Origin of the sequence: Streptomyces sp. NPDC018019 (assembly GCF_044327805.1) — a bacterium.
Lineage (GTDB): Bacteria > Actinomycetota > Actinomycetes > Streptomycetales > Streptomycetaceae > Streptomyces.
In genome coordinates this window covers 400,448-414,884 of record NZ_JBIRGD010000004.1, presented here as the reverse complement: position 1 = coordinate 414,884, position 14,437 = coordinate 400,448, and the positions used below count along the sequence as shown (strand labels likewise).

The window sequence follows — 14,437 nt, the reverse complement described above, 5'->3', positions numbered from 1 at the left end:
GGCATGCGGCCAGTTGAAGCCGAGCATGTCCAGGACCCATTCCAGCGGGTCCGGCAGCATGAGAGACAAGGCGGTGCTCCCCCGTGAAAGTGCGTTTACGGCCCGCCGGGAACCGGCGGAGGCGCGATGTGTCGGTGTTGGTGTTGGTGTTGGCGGTGGTGAGGCGGGTGACGACGAGGTGGGTGACGGTGAGGTGAGTGGTCGGGGCCTTGCTGGTGGTGGTGCCAGTGGTGAGGGCGGTGTCGGTGGTGCCGACGGTGTTCCGTACGTCCGGTACGGGCCACCCGTAAGCCCGGCTGGGGCGGCTCAGCCCGTACGACCGGTGTCCTGAGCGGCGGACGCCCGAAGCATTCGACGCCCAGAACGGCTGCCGCCCCGAGTGGCCGGCTTTTGTCTGTGCCCGACGCCCCGGTGACCGAAGAGGGACCGAAGCCCGACCGGCCAGCGGACCGAGCATCTATCGGACCGAGCAACCAGCGAACCGAGCGGCAGACGGCCGCGAACCCGAGAGACCTGCGGTCCCACGAGCCCACAGGCCCACCGGCCCACGAGCCCACAGGCCCACCGGCCCGCGAACCCACCGACCCACGACCCTCAGTGCGGCTTCGGCCCGTCCAGCCGTGACACGGACTTGGACGAGGCCAGCGGATCCGACCAGCCCTGCTCGTTCGGTACGTGCTGCTTGATCAGCGAGTCGCTGAAGTCCTCGCCCTCCGCGTAGTTCTTGGCCATGGAGCTCAGCGCCTTGCCGATCTCCTGGAGCTTCGACGACAGATGGCCCATCGACTCGTACATGCCGTCGCGTACGCCCTCGTAGACGACACCGAACTTCTCGCCGATCTCGTCGTCGCCCCACGGCGGCATGTCCGCCTTGCTGGCGAACGACGTCAGGCCGCTCATGAACTGCTCACCGAACGACTTCTCCGGCTCCTTCTGGCCGCCGCCCGCAGGCGGTGTCCCCGGCGGGCCCGCGCCCAGCGCGCTCAGCCCGTCCATCAGCCGTTTGACCGAGCTCTGGAAGTCCTCGCCCAGCTTGACGAAGTTGGTGCCCTCCGTCTTCAGGGACTCCACCTCGGTCTGGAAACCACCTGCTCCCACAACGCCCCCGTGTTGTCCGTACCGTTATCAGCTGCTACCCAAAGAGATGTTCATGCCAAAGTCTAGATGTTGCCAACCCCCGGGACGAGGCCGGACATCGGTGCGACGCCGCGTTCCCGGACGTACGGCACTGCGGGTACGGTCACCGGGCGCGTACCCCTCGACGCACGCCCCTGGACGGGCGTCCGCTCGACTTCCCCGACGCACGCCTCAGGACGGGCTGGGCCGGTACCAGCGGTGATAGATCTTCACCGCCTCCTCCGGGGGATGGTTCGGCAGATAGGTCACCTCTCCGTTGATCTTGGAGATGGCCACGTTGCTGCCGCCCGGGTTGGCCGGTGGCGCCTGTGGGTCCGTCGGGGCCGGCCAGCTCGCGCGGACGAGGTAGCCGACGTCGAATTCGTGGACGAACAGACCGGATGGGCCGCCGGGTGAACCGACATCGGGGAAGTGCTGCCGGCCGATCTCCAGCGCCTCCTCCGGCGTGGACGGAACCGGCCGCGGCCCGCCGTTCACCGGGTCGGCGTGCGGCGGGGGCGGAGGTGGCGGCGGAGGAGGGGGAGGTGTGGATGACTGGCCGGAAACATGGCCCGGGATGTCGGAATCTGCCATGAATTGCCCCTCCTTCGACGGTGGTTCTGCCGGTGTCCCTGTCAGCGTTTGCGTCAGTGCTGGTCAACTTAACCCACGTCGCATCCGTGCGTTCGGTTCTCTGCGGCAGCGATTTTTGGGCTGTGTGGGGGATGCGGCCAAGGCTCCTACGTCGGAGGCGCCGGAAGCGTAGGGAGCGTGGGCTGTGCGGATTCGGCGGGGAGGTCCCCGGGCCCGGGCCGGGCGGGTGTCTGCGCGAGGGCGTCGAGACAGGCGCGTACGGGCGGGGTCTCCGCACGGGGACGCCACGCTGCCTGAACGTCACGGCTCAGGGGCGGATCGATCGACAGGAAGCGGACGCCGGGCGGGGCCTGGCGGTGGGCCGTGGCCGGGATGAGCGCGGCGGTCAGACCGGCGGCCACCAGGGTGAGCTGCGTGGCGTGGTCGCTGATGCTGTAGCGGAGGTCCGGCTCGACACCGCAGGTGCGCAGGGCCTGTACGAGCGCTTCGCGCGGCTCGGCCCCCGGTGGGCAGGCCGCCCACGGGACGTCGTCGAGTTCGGCGAGGCGGAGGACGGGCCGGTCGGCGAGCGGATGCCCTTCGTGCAGCGCCACCCGTGCCTCTTCCGTGAGGAGCGTGCGTACGGTCACGCCCTCCGGTATGTGGCGCGGCCGGTTTGACCAGTTCTCTATGAGAAGCAGATCGAGATCGCCGCGCAGCAGGGCGGGAAGCAGGTCGGCCACCTCACCGTCGCGCACCGTCGGGATGAGACGGGGGTGGCGGGTGGTCAGTGTGGCCAATGTGGTGGGCAGCAGGGTCCGGATGGCGCTGCCGACGGCGCCTACCCGGAGCGGGCCCAGGACTTCGTCGTTCAACGCGGCGAGGTCGTCCTCGGCCGCGGCCAGCTGGGACATGACGGCGGCTGCGTGGTCCGCGAGCACACGGCCGGCGTGTGTCAGCCGTACGCTGCGCCCCTCCGGCTCCAAGAGGCTGTGCCCGCACTCCCGTTCCAGCTTGCTCAGCTGCTGACTCATGCCGGACGGAGTGATGTGCAGGGCCTGTGCCGCACGGGCGATGGAACCGTGGGTGTCCACCGCGGCCAGCGCGCGCAACCGCTCCAAGTTGATCATCGATTCAGGGTAGCGACGCGTAAGCAGAGGTACGGAGTTGTGATGACAGATCGTCGCTTTTGTTCAGGGGTGGTGGTCGCCAAGGTGGAGGGATGACGGTTCGACGGGACGAGGAAGCCCGGTGCGGGGGAGTTGGAGCCGGGAAAGCCAGCGGCGGGGAAGCCGGAGCCGGGAAAGCCGGGGACGGGCAAGCCGAAGACCGGAAAGCGAGGCGCGGCGCGGTACGGCAGGGGTCGGGCGGCGGTGGGCTCAGTGACGAGCTGTGCCGTGGCCGTGCGCGCGCCGACCCCCCTTCGTCCGGTCCCGGCCCGCTTCCGCCCCGCCTCGGCGCCCGCGGAAAGCCCGTCCTGATGGTGCTCGGCGGCAGCCTCTGCATCTCCGCCTCCGCCGTGTTCGTCAAACTGTCCGGTACGAGTGCGGGCACGGCCGCGTTCTTCCGCTGCGCCATCGCGCTCCTCGTACTGGTGCCCTTGGCGCTCGCGGAGCGGCGGACGGCCGGACCGCGATCGTGGCGGCTGCGGCGTCTCGACCTGGCCGCGGGACTGTCACTCGGCCTCGATTACGTCTTCTGGGCAGCGGCGATCCACAACGTGGGCGCGTCCATCGCGACCGTGGTCATCAACATCCAGGTGGTGATCTTCCCGCTGCTGGCGCGTGCGTTCACCCGTACTCCCGTACCGCGGCGATTCGTTGTGGCGGTGCCCGTCATGCTGCTCGGAGTCGCCTTGGCCAGTGGGGCCGTCGGCGCTCCGGCGGAGGGCGGCAACCCCGGAGCCGGCGCGGCGTTCGGTCTGATCGCCGGTTTCGGGTACGCGGGGTACCTCTTCCTGATGCGGCTCGGTGGCGGGCAGGGCCATACGGCCGGCCCGGTCTGCACGTCCACCGCGGCTGCCGCGATCGCCGCCGCGCTGATCGGCGGGGCATGGACCGGCGTCGACATCTCCCTCGACGTACACGCCTGGGGCTGGCTGACCGCACTGGCCCTCATCGGACAGGTGTTGGCCTGGCTGGTGATGACGCCGGCGCTCCCGCGCCTGGCGCCCAGCGTCGGTGCGGCGCTGCTCCTCCTGCAACCGGTGATGGCGCTCGCGCTTGGGGTGGCGGTCGGGGAACGGCCCACGGTGAGCCAACTCGCGGGATGTGTGCTGGTGGTCCTGGTGGTGTGGGGCGTGGGCCGACGGCGTGGGGCGCGGGCAAAGGCCCGTATGCCCCTACGCCCGTACGGGCGAGGAAAGCGGTCGGCGTAAAGGGAGCGTAAGCCAGGGCGGGTTGGGCGACAGAGTGGCGTCAGGGGTGCTCGGCGCGGTGCGTACGCACGGTTGAGTGAATCCATCCGTACGACAGGCCCCGCCCCCTTACCGCCACCGTCTCCCCGCCGCCCCGAAAGCTTCCTCGATGCAGCCTCCGGCTTCGGACCAACAGCAGAAAACCCCGCCCGCCACGGGCATCGGATCCGGCCCGGTCACCGGCCTCGGCCCGACTCCCGGCCTCAACCGGGCCATCGGCCTCGATCCGGCCACCGGCTCCGGCTCGTCCACCAGCTCGATCCCCGGCCCCACCAGCACAGGCGGCCACTACGCCGAAGCCGCACACCCGGAAGAACACGCGGCACTCACAGAAAACACCTCAACGCGCCGCCACCGGCACAAGCTCCCCACCCCTGGCGTACTCGCTCCTGCGCAACTCCTCGCCTCCCTCCCGGACGCGCTGCGCAAACTGCACCCGAGGACGCTCGTCCGTAACCCGGTGCTGTTCGTCGTGGCGGCCGGCGCGCTGCTCACCACGCTCTCGGCCGTCCTCGACCCGAGCGTCTTCGCCTGGACCATCAGCGGCTGGCTCTGGCTCACCGTCATCTTCGCGAACCTGGCCGAAGCGGTCGCGGAGGGGCGTGGCAAGGCGCAGGCCGAAACGTTGCGCCGGACGCGCAGCGACACCGTCGCGCGCCGGCTGCGCAGCTGGCGGGTGGGAATGGCGGAGCGGGAGTACGAGGAGGAGACGGTACCGGGCGCCGACCTCCGGCCGTACGACATCGTGGTCGTCGACGCGGGCGAGACCGTGCCCGGCGACGGCGAAGTGGTGGCGGGCGCCGCGTCCGTCGACGAGTCGGCGATCACCGGCGAATCGGCTCCGGTCATCCGTGAGTCGGGCGGCGATCGTTCCGGGGTGACGGGCGGGACGACGGTGCTGTCCGACCGTATCGTCGTCCGCATCACCTCCCGCCCCGGCCACACCTTCCTCGACCGCATGATCGCGCTCGTCGAAGGAACGTCCCGGCAGAAGACCCCGAACGAGCTGGCACTGAACATCCTGCTCGCCGCGCTCACCGTCATCTTCCTGCTGGCCGTGGTCTCGCTCCAGCCGATGGCCGATTACGCGGGCGCCGCCCAGCCGCTGACCGTACTGGTCGCGCTGCTCGTCACCCTGATCCCGACGACCATCGGCGCGCTGCTGTCGGCCATCGGCATCGCCGGAATGGACCGGCTCGTCCAGCGCAACGTCCTGGCACTCTCCGGCCGGGCCGTCGAGGCGGCCGGGGACGTGAACACGCTGCTGCTCGACAAGACCGGCACGATCACGTACGGCAACCGCCGCGCCGACACGTTCGTACCGTTGGACGGCATCCCGCACGCCCAGCTCGCCGACGCCGCGCAGCTCTCCTCGCTCGCCGACGGGACACCGGAGGGCCGGTCCATCGTGGCGCTGGCGCAGGAGAAGTACGGCGTCCGGGTCCGTACGGAGGGGGAGATGGGGGCCGCGCGCTGGGTGGCGTTCAGTGCGCAGACGCGGATGAGCGGCGTCGATCTGGCCTGGTCGGGCGGCTGCCTGGTACGCAAGGGCGCTGCCACAGCGGTACGGGACTGGGTGACGCGGCTGGGCGGGAAGGTGCCGCCGGAAGCGAACTGGATCGTCGACTCCATCGCGGCGGGCGGCGGTACGCCCCTGCTGGTGGCGGTCGCCGACCGGCACGGCGCGAGGGTGCTCGGCGCCGTTCACCTCAAGGACGTGGTCAAGGACGGTATCGCGCGCCGCTTCGCCGAACTGCGGGCCATGGGAGTCAAGACGGTGATGGTAACCGGCGACAACCCGCTGACCGCCCGGTCCATCGCGGCGGAGGCCGGTGTGGACGACTACATCGCGGAGGCCACACCCGAGCAGAAACTGGCGCGCATCCGGCAGGAACAGGAGGGCGGCAACCTCGTCGCGATGACGGGCGACGGAACCAACGACGCGCCCGCGCTCGCCCAGGCGGACGTGGGCGTGGTCATGAACACCGGCACCTCGGCGGCGAAAGAGGCCGGGAACATGGTGGACCTGGACTCCAATCCGACCAAACTCATCGAGATCGTCGCCGTCGGCAAACAGCTGCTGATCACACGCGGTGCGTTGACGACATTCTCGATCTGCAACGATGTGGCGAAGTACTTCGCGATCGTGCCCGCCATGTTCAGCGCGGCCTACCCGGGGCTCGGTGCGCTCAACATCATGGGCCTGCACAGCCCCACCTCGGCCATCGCGTCGGCCATCATCTTCAACGCGCTGATCATCGTGGCGCTGATCCCGCTGGCCCTGCGCGGCGTCCGCTACCAGCCGGCCTCCGCGCACGCGATGCTCCGCCGGAACCTCGGACTGTACGGGCTGGGCGGGCTCGTCGCCCCGTTCCTCGGCATCAAGCTCATCGATCTGCTCCTTCAGCTGGTGCCGGGGATGTGATCAGGGGGTGGGCAGAGGGCCGGACCGGACCGGGCCGGCGGGAACCGGCACGATCCGACCGACTGCCGCAGGCTGTCCCGGCTCGCCGCGCCCGACCGTCCCGGGCCATTCCTGACGGCTCCGGACCGCCCCGGACCGTTCCCGACCGCCCCGGTACAGCCGGTCCAGCGCCCCTACTGTCCCGGCGCCGTCTCCCGCACCGGCGGCCAAGGCACCCCCGCCAGGGCCGGGATCACCTGCTCCTCCTCATAGGCGAGATGGGCCAGCAATTCCTCCGACATCCGCTCCAGTTCGGTGCGGAAACGTTCCGGGTCGGCAGTGCCGATGTCCGCCAGGAGGGCGAGCAGATCGTTCTGGATGCGGGTGATCGTCCGGTGCTCCTCTTGTAGCCGGTCGAGAGCGGGACGCAGTTCGGGGTGGTAGTGGCCGATGGCGGGGAACACGTGCGCGTCCTCGCCGGTGTGGTGGAACTCCAGGCTCTGGCAGAAGGCCAGGCAGTGCTGCCGGATCCGCAATCCGAGCCCCGGCGCGGGCGGTTCCCCCGGCCCCTGGTGAGCCGCCCGCGCCAAGAGATGGGCCTCCGCCTCGGCACGTACGTGCCGCAACTGCGCGCGCAGCCAGGTGTGGACTTGCACGAGCTTGTCGGCGAGCGAGGTGACCTCACTCAGGACCGCGCCGTCCGCCTCTTCGTACTCGGGCTCGGCAGGCTCCAGGACCACGACCGGCAGCGTCCGGGCGGTCTTGGCCTGATAGTCGGCGTACCCGGGCGCACCGCGCACCACCTGCGCGAACAGCCGGTCCCGCCGCTCGCCCTCGGCCGGCACCGCGATCGCCTCGTACGTCTCGGTACCCACCTCCACCTGCACCTGCGGGTGCGCGAGCAGATTGTGGTACCAGTCGGGATGGTGAGGCGCGCCGAGATTGGAACCGACGACCAGCAGTAGGCCGCCGTCACGGACGTATCCGAGAGGCACGGTGTACGGCTTCCCCGACTTCGCGCCTTTGGTGGTCAGCAGCAGGAGGTCGCCGCCCTCGAACGGGCCGCCGACTTTCCCGCCGTTGGCCCGGAACTCGTCGATGACCATCTGATTGAAGGACGTGTGGTTGGAGGGTGTGCGGTGCGAAGATGCGGGGTTCGAAGGTGCGTGGTGGGAGGAATTGGGCATGGTGATGTCGCTCTCCGTGAAGCGTCTTCCGCGTGGGCGGTCTGTAGAGCGGCGCGTTGAAAAGGCTCGCGCGCACATTCCCTGAACGCGCGTCGCACGCACTTCTCGAACGCGACGCATCACAGCCGCCATGACCGCGGTAAAGGTGAAAGAGGGGAGAAAGCGGCGCGGCAGTGCCGCCGGCGCACGCGGACCTCGCTCGGAGAATCCGGAGAGGGCGTCGGTCACCCGTTACGGGCGATCAGCAACGGCCATCGTCCGTCGATCATCGACACCGATCAACGACCACCGATCACTGATGACGGCGGAGGATCGGCACGAGACGAGACGAGGAACGGCGTACGGACATGGTCGGCACGCGCGGCCCGCTGCTGATGTCAGGCTCGTCCTGTGGAGTATGAACTCATGGCGTGATCCCTGAAGAGAAAAGGTGTGTCACCCGACTGCCGGCCGACCCACTGCTCTTTGGCCGACGTCACGTGCACACGCGTCATCATTAGACCTATTCGCCTATGGGTTCGTCAACCGAACTCCCGAGACCGCCCCCGGATAGATCCGCCGCCCTCGGATAGCCCCGTCACCCGGATTCCCGCGAGCTTTCCCTGTACACCGGTTGCCACATCGCGTCCTGCACCGCCTGTACGACATCGTCCGGAGCGACGCGTGCGACGCCCTCCGCGACGGCCGCCCGTACCACCGCCACCGCGACGGCCGCCGAAGATGCGCGCAGATTCTCCACCTGCGGCAGCAGCGGCGCTCCGGGCCCGCCGCCTTCCACCTGCCCCGCGACCGCTTCGGCGGCGGCCAGCAGCATTCCCGGTGTCAGCCGCTCCGCACGCGACACCACCACGCCCAGCCCCAGCCCCGGGTAGACGAGGGCGTTGTTGGCCTGGCCGATGACGTGCCGGACACCGTCGATCTCCACGGGGTCCACCGGGATGCCCGCCGTGGTCAGCGCTGCGCCGTCGGTCCAGCGCAGCAGGTCGGCGGGCATCGCCTCGATCTTCTCGGTCGGGTTGGAGAGCGGGAAGACGATGGGCCGCTCGACGTGCTTCGCCATTTCCTGTACGACCTGCCGGGTGAAGGCGCCGCGTACGGTCGAGGTGCCGATGAGGACGGTGGGGCGCACGTTCCGTACGGTCGTCAGCAGGCCGATGCCCTCATCCCGTCCCCGCCCCTGCCCCGAGCCGGGCCCCGAGTCACCGTCCGCGTCACGGCCCGACTCACCGTCCGCGTCACAGCCCACCTCCCCATCCGCTTCACGACCCCCTTCGCGGCCCGCGTCCCCACCCCCGTGATCGCCCTCCTCACCAACCGCCCACCCCTCGACCTCCCCCTTGGGCCGCGCGTAACCGCGCTGGTAGTCGCGCAGATCGTCCATGTCGTCCAGCAGCAGCCCCGGCCGGTCGACGAGCCAGACGCGGCGGGTGGCCTCGTCGCCGTCCAGGCCGTCACGGACCATCGCCTCGCGCAGCTGGTCGGCGATGCCCACGCCGGCCGTACCGGCCCCGAACACCACGACGCGCTGCTCGCGGAACGGCACCCCGGTGACGGCCAGCGCCGACCGGACGGCCGCGAGCGCGATGGCCCCGGTGCCCTGCATGTCGTCGTTGAACATCCGGTAGCGCTCGCCGTACCGCTCCAGAAAACGCCGCGCATTACCCGCGCCGAAGTCCTCGAAATGCAGCAGCGCGTCGGGATAGAGAGTCGCCACCGTGTCCAGGTAGGCGGCGACGAACGCGTCGTACCGTTCGCCGCGCGCCCGGCTGTGCCGTACGCCCAGATACAGCGGGTCGTTGAGCAGCGTCTCGTTGTCGGTGCCTACGTCGAGGACCACCGGCAGGCAGCGCGCGGGATCGATGCCCGCGGCGGCCGTGTACACCGCGAGTTTGCCCACGGCGATCTGGATGCCGTGCACGCCCCAGTCGCCGATGCCGAGGATCTGCTCGGCGTCCGTGACGACCACCAGGTCCACCTCGTCCGGCCGGAGTTCCAGCTCCTCGAACGAGCGGCGCAGATCCTGTGGCCGGTCGATGGAGAGGAAGACGCCGCGCGGGCGCCGGTACTCGTGGCTGTACGTCTTGATCGCCTGGCCCACCGTCGGGTCGTAGACGATGGGCAGCAGCTCGGCCAGGTGGTCGGTGAGCAACCGGTAATACAGGACCTCGTTACGGTCGTGCAGCTGCTCCAGATCGATGTACTTGGCCAGGTCGTCGGGCTGGCGCCGCAACTGCTCGTACGCGCGTCGCACCTGCTGGTCCAGGGTGAGCACCGCGTCGGGGAGCCGGCCCACGAGGCCGAGGCGGTCGCGTTCGGCGGTGGTGAAGGCGGTCCCGCGGTTGGTCAGCGGATCGCTCATCACCCATGGCAGCCGTGGCTCTCCGGCCATACGTCCGCACTCCGCATCGCCCCCCCGCTCGCTGGTGTCCCGACGGCCGCTTGCCGCCGCGTACGGGAACGGCCGCCGCGTACGGCATCGGCCACTGCCTATGGCATCGGACACCGCCACGTACGACATCATCCGCCGCGACGTGGCCCGGCACGCCTGCCGCTCGTCCGGCTCGGCCCCGCACCGGTCGGCCGCCCGCCCCGCCAGTCTCGCGCGAGAGCCCCGCCCCCGCATCCGGTGGATACGGGAACGGGGCTCTGAGCTGCGTATAGGGCGAATTCGCTAGTCCGGCCGGACGGCGCTGACCCGGCCCTGGAGCAGTCGGGACAGGGAGGCGTGCACGTCCTCCACCGAACGGTGCGGCTGGAATGACAGCCAGTCCAACGCCGCCACCAGCACCATGCCGAGAAGCGCGGACGCCGTCAGCGGGATGTCGAGTTCGTCGCTCAGTTCCCCGACGGCGACGGCGTCCCGCAGTACGGACTCGACGACGGCGACCGCCCGGCCCCGTACGGACTGGAGCGTCGGCTGCCAGACCCGGTTCGTACGCCACAGCTCGGCCACGTACAGCTGGGTCAGGGAGGGCGAGCCGGCGATGAAGTCCAGACCCGCCCGGATCATCGCGTCCAGCGCGTCGACCCGGGTGCCGCCGTCCACTCGCACGGCCCGGTCCGCGGCCTCCTGGAGGGAGGCGGCGAGCAGGTCGACGCCGTCCCGCAGGAGTTCCTCGTAGAGGACGTTCTTGCTGGTGAAGTTGTAGTAGACGGTGCCCTTGGCGACGCCGGCGCGCTCGGCGATCTCGTCCACCGTGGTGGCGGAGAAGCCCTGCTCGGCGATGAGCGTGACGGCGGCGTCGAACAGCTTGCGCCGGGTGGCGCCGCGGCGGTGCCCATGGGCCGGGACGACGGCTTCGTGCCCGGGGCCGGGGGCGGCGCCGCTGATGGCGCCGCCCCCATGCCTGCGCGGGTGCTCGGTGCGCACGCTCACAGGCTCAGTTCCGGGTGCAGGTCCTTCATCCGTACGACCTGCCGGCCGCGCGCGGTCAGCGACGTGAGCGCCAGCGCGCCGACCGTGAACACCGCCAGGACGATGGAGCCCTGCCAGACGATGCCGAGGTCACCGCCGGTGATGAGCCGGCGCAGGCCGTCCACCACGTAGCTCATCGGCAGGAACGGGTGGATCGCGCCGAAGAAACCGGGGCTGGTCTGCACCGGGTACGTACCGCCCGCCGACGTCAGCTGGAGCATCAGCACGACCAGCGTCAGGACGCGGCCCGCCGGGCCGAACTGCGCACCGAAGAACTGGATGATCGCGGTGAACGCGGCCGTCGCCAGCAGCAGGAAGCCGATGGTGGCCCCCGCGCGTTCCATCTCCAGGCCGAGCCCCCAGTGCAGTACGGCCATCAGGGCCAGCACCTGCACGACGCCGATGGCGAAGGCCGGCAGCCAGGAACCCAGCGCGATCCGCCAGCCCGGCGCACCCGCGGCAAGCGCACGCTTGCCGAGCGGCGCGAGCAGCATGTACGCGACCATCGCACCGACCCACAGGGACAGCGGAATGAAGTACGGGGCGAGACCGGTGCCGTAGTTCGGCGCCTTGTGCATCGACTTCGAGGCCAGCTCGACCGGGTTGGACATGACCTCGGTACGGGCGTCGCGGTCCTTCTTGTCGTAGTCCGGGATCTGCGCAACGCCACTGTTCAGCTTGCCGGCCAGCTGGTTGGAGCCGTCCTTGAGCTTGTAGATGCCGCCGCTGAGCTTGACCGCTCCGTCTTCCAGCTGACCGAGACCATCACCGATCTTTCCGGAGCCGGCCGCCGCGTCACCGAGCTTGTCGTGCAGCTGACCGGCGCCGTTGGCGAGGTCACCGGCACCGTTGGCCAGCTTGCCGCTGCCGTCGGCCAGCTTGCCCGTGCCGTCGGCCAGCTTGCCCGTGCCGTCCACGAGCTTGCCGCTGCCGTTCGCGAGTGCCCCGATGCCCTGGGCGAACTGCCCGGCTCCCTGGGAAACCTTCTGTGCACCGGCGTTGAGTTCGTTGATCTGACGGATCGCGGCGTCCGCGTTGTTGGCGATACCCGGGACCCGGTCGGCGACCATGGCAGCACCCTCATGCAGTGCACGGAGCTGGGCACGCAGGTGCTGAAGATCTGTCCTGGCCACCACGTCGTTGACCTGCTCCGCCGCATCAGCGGCAACGGCGCTGCCTGCTGCGATTCCCTTCAGCTTGGCGCAGTCCGCCTTGCCTGCTGACGATCCGCCGCAGCTCTCCCGGTAGAGGGCCTGCGCGTCATCGGCGTTCTTGCGCGCTTGGGCGGCGGCCTTGGCGGAGTTCCCCGGGAGCTTGCCCAGGTCGTCGTCCAGGGCCTTGCTCAGGTCGGCGACGATGCGGGCCTTCTCGGCGATCTCCTTGCTGTGTTCCTTCAGGAAGGGGAGGTCCTTCTTGGCGATGCCGTTGACCTTGTCGGCGAGCTGCTTGGTGCCGGCGGCCACCTGGCCGGCGCCGTCGCTGAGCTGCTTCGCCTTGGAACTGGCGGTGTCGACACCCGCGTTCAGGTCCTTGGCCCCCTTGTTCAGGTCACCAGCGCCCTTGTTCACGGCACCCGCGCCCTGGCTCAGCTCACCCGTCTTGTCGCGCAGCGTCCCCGCGCCCTTGCTCAGGTCGCCGGACCCCTTGTCCAGCTTCCCCAGCCCGTCCGTTAGCTCGCCGTTCTTGTCCTTGGCCGTGCCGAGGCCGTCGGCCAGCTTGCCGGCGCCGTCCTTGGCGTCGCCCAGACCCTTATCGATCTTGCCCGCGCCATCCGCGGCCTGCTGCGTCTTGTCGTGCAGATCCGAGAACGACACAAAGATCTTGTCGAAGAACTCCCGCGACGACTTCGCCGAGGTCTTCGCGCGGATCTCCGAGAAGATCGTCTTGGAGATCGAGCCGACGATGTAGTTGTTCGCGTCGTTCGTGCGGACCTGGAGCGCGCCCGTCTCCGGGTGGTCACCGGAGCTGGAGGCGATCCGCTCGCTGAAGTCCTTCGGAACGGTCAGGGAGAGGTAGTACGTACCGTTCTCGACACCCTTCGCGGCGTCGGTGGCGCTGACCTCCTCCCAGTTGAACGTCTTGCTGTCCTTGACGTTCTTGACGAGCTCGTCGCCCGCCTGGATCTTCTTGCCGCCGGCGGTGGCGCCCTGGTCGTCGTTGACGAGCGCGACCGGGATCTTGTCCAGGTTCGCGTACGGGTCCCAGAACGAGCACAGGTACAGCGCGCCGTACAGCAGCGGGATCAGCATCAGGGCGACGAGGCCCAGCCGGGGGAGCTTGCCCCTGCCGAAGCGCTTGAGCTCAAGCGCGGCGAGCTTCGGCGAGCGCATGGGCTGCTTCCTCCTCGTGGATGTCGGTCGTACCGGACGGGCCGGTGGTCGAAGTGGTGGGGGCGGGTGCGGCGGACGTCTTGGCATCGGCCTGCGCGGTCGCCGGCGCCGTACGGACGACGAGCGCGTCGTCCGGGGCAGTGCTGGCCGCGGCCACCACCGTCGTGCCGTTCAGCGCCAGGTCCCGCAGCATCTGCCAGACCTGCGAACGCTCGTCCGCGGAGAGCTTGAGGTCGACGTCGTCGATGGCCACCAGCCGCGGGCCGTGCATGACGGCCAGCGCGACCGCCAGCCGCAGCGCCTCGATCCGCTCCAGGTCCCGTACCGCGGTACGCAGCCCCTTGGGCAGCGTGGCGGAGTCCAGGCCGACGGCCGCCAGCGCGGCGTCGACGCGGGCCCGCGTCGCCTCCTTGTAGCGGCGGCCCCACGGCAGCCGGGCGCCCAGCGAACCGGCCACCCGGCGGCCCAACAGGGCCTGTTCCTCCAGGTGTTCCCCGGCGGTCAGGGCCGGTTCCAGGTCGGCGATGCCGGGGACGTGCGCGATGGCGGTCAGGCTGCGCACCGTTCCCATGCGCTTGGGGAGGGGGAACCCGGCGACCGTGGCGTGGCCCTCGGCGAGCTTCATGCGGCCGGTGAGCGCCAGCAGGAGGCAGGTGCGGCCGGAGCCGGACGGGCCTTCCACGGCGATCAGCGAACCCGCGTCCGCGGTGATGTGGACGTCTCTGAACGCCCACCCCCGTGGACCCTTCACTCCGATTCCCCTGGCGTTGACCGCCGCCCCCTGACGGGTGGTGTCCACGGCCCCTCCTTTGATCTGACTGGTCAGTCTAAAAGTGTGCCGTATGGATGGGCCTATTGACCAATCAGCGCGCGATCCTGTGAACTCCGTCATGTGGCGGGTGGGGCGTCCTGATGCTTTCGGGGCGTTTGTTGGTGATGTTCTCGGTGTGGTTCGTGGTGCTTGGGCACCCGATCGCGCCGGCAGGACACTTGCGA

10 protein-coding genes are annotated in these 14,437 nt (G+C 69.9%); 2 read left to right on the top strand and 8 right to left on the bottom strand.

The annotated features are described in order from the left end of the window. Positions 1 to 594 precede the first annotated feature (594 nt). From ACH4FX_RS10065 to ACH4FX_RS10055, 3 genes are all read right to left on the bottom strand, one after another. Positions 595 to 1,098, bottom strand: a complete 504-nt coding sequence (locus ACH4FX_RS10065; RefSeq protein ID WP_398477031.1) for a hypothetical protein — start codon at positions 1,096 to 1,098, stop codon at positions 595 to 597. Between the two features lie 210 nt (positions 1,099 to 1,308). After that, positions 1,309 to 1,710, bottom strand: coding sequence for a hypothetical protein (locus tag ACH4FX_RS10060; RefSeq protein ID WP_398477029.1), 402 nt, complete (start codon positions 1,708 to 1,710; stop codon positions 1,309 to 1,311). 146 nt (positions 1,711 to 1,856) lie between these two features. Then, positions 1,857 to 2,819 (bottom strand): LysR family transcriptional regulator, encoded by a 963-nt coding sequence (locus ACH4FX_RS10055; protein WP_398477027.1) that lies wholly within the window; start codon positions 2,817 to 2,819, stop codon positions 1,857 to 1,859. 350 nt (positions 2,820 to 3,169) lie between these two features. Here ACH4FX_RS10055 and ACH4FX_RS10050 point away from each other — a divergent pair, with 350 nt between their 5' ends. Further along, positions 3,170 to 4,066: a DMT family transporter gene (locus tag ACH4FX_RS10050; protein ID WP_398477025.1), complete on the top strand. Its 897-nt coding sequence runs from the start codon at positions 3,170 to 3,172 to the stop codon at positions 4,064 to 4,066. Between the two features lie 148 nt (positions 4,067 to 4,214). Next, positions 4,215 to 6,530 (top strand): potassium-transporting ATPase subunit KdpB, encoded by a 2,316-nt coding sequence (gene kdpB / locus ACH4FX_RS10045; RefSeq protein ID WP_398477024.1) that lies wholly within the window; start codon positions 4,215 to 4,217, stop codon positions 6,528 to 6,530. A 173-nt stretch (positions 6,531 to 6,703) separates the two neighbouring features. Here the strand turns inward: kdpB and ACH4FX_RS10040 are convergent, their stop codons facing one another. The 5 genes from ACH4FX_RS10040 to ACH4FX_RS10020 all read right to left on the bottom strand — a co-directional run bounded on the left by ACH4FX_RS10040 (position 6,704) and on the right by ACH4FX_RS10020 (position 14,240). Beyond that, positions 6,704 to 7,615, bottom strand: coding sequence for a nitroreductase/quinone reductase family protein (locus ACH4FX_RS10040; RefSeq protein ID WP_398477068.1), 912 nt, complete (start codon positions 7,613 to 7,615; stop codon positions 6,704 to 6,706). A gap of 658 nt (positions 7,616 to 8,273) precedes the next feature. Beyond that, positions 8,274 to 10,085, bottom strand: a complete 1,812-nt coding sequence (locus ACH4FX_RS10035) for an NAD-dependent malic enzyme (RefSeq protein ID WP_398477023.1) — start codon at positions 10,083 to 10,085, stop codon at positions 8,274 to 8,276. Positions 10,086 to 10,367: 282 nt separating this feature from the next. After that, positions 10,368 to 11,027: a TetR/AcrR family transcriptional regulator gene (locus tag ACH4FX_RS10030; RefSeq protein WP_398477066.1), complete on the bottom strand. Its 660-nt coding sequence runs from the start codon at positions 11,025 to 11,027 to the stop codon at positions 10,368 to 10,370. Positions 11,028 to 11,068: 41 nt separating this feature from the next. Then, positions 11,069 to 13,441, bottom strand: a complete 2,373-nt coding sequence (locus tag ACH4FX_RS10025) for a YhgE/Pip family protein (RefSeq protein ID WP_398477021.1) — start codon at positions 13,439 to 13,441, stop codon at positions 11,069 to 11,071. Beyond that, positions 13,413 to 14,240: an ATP-binding cassette domain-containing protein gene (locus tag ACH4FX_RS10020; RefSeq protein WP_398477019.1), complete on the bottom strand. Its 828-nt coding sequence runs from the start codon at positions 14,238 to 14,240 to the stop codon at positions 13,413 to 13,415. Before ACH4FX_RS10020 ends, ACH4FX_RS10025 begins: the two co-directional genes overlap by 29 nt. Positions 14,241 to 14,437 lie beyond the last annotated feature (197 nt).

Coding starts and splice junctions, on each gene's coding strand:
- ACH4FX_RS10025 (WP_398477021.1), bottom strand. CDS start 13,441: ATGCGCTCGCCGAAGCTCGCCGCGCTTGAGCTCAAGCGCTTCGGCAGG.
- ACH4FX_RS10055 (WP_398477027.1), bottom strand. CDS start 2,819: ATGATCAACTTGGAGCGGTTGCGCGCGCTGGCCGCGGTGGACACCCAC.
- ACH4FX_RS10040 (WP_398477068.1), bottom strand. CDS start 7,615: ATGGTCATCGACGAGTTCCGGGCCAACGGCGGGAAAGTCGGCGGCCCG.
- ACH4FX_RS10035 (WP_398477023.1), bottom strand. CDS start 10,085: ATGGCCGGAGAGCCACGGCTGCCATGGGTGATGAGCGATCCGCTGACC.
- ACH4FX_RS10060 (WP_398477029.1), bottom strand. CDS start 1,710: ATGGCAGATTCCGACATCCCGGGCCATGTTTCCGGCCAGTCATCCACA.
- ACH4FX_RS10050 (WP_398477025.1), top strand. CDS start 3,170: ATGGTGCTCGGCGGCAGCCTCTGCATCTCCGCCTCCGCCGTGTTCGTC.
- kdpB (WP_398477024.1), top strand. CDS start 4,215: ATGCAGCCTCCGGCTTCGGACCAACAGCAGAAAACCCCGCCCGCCACG.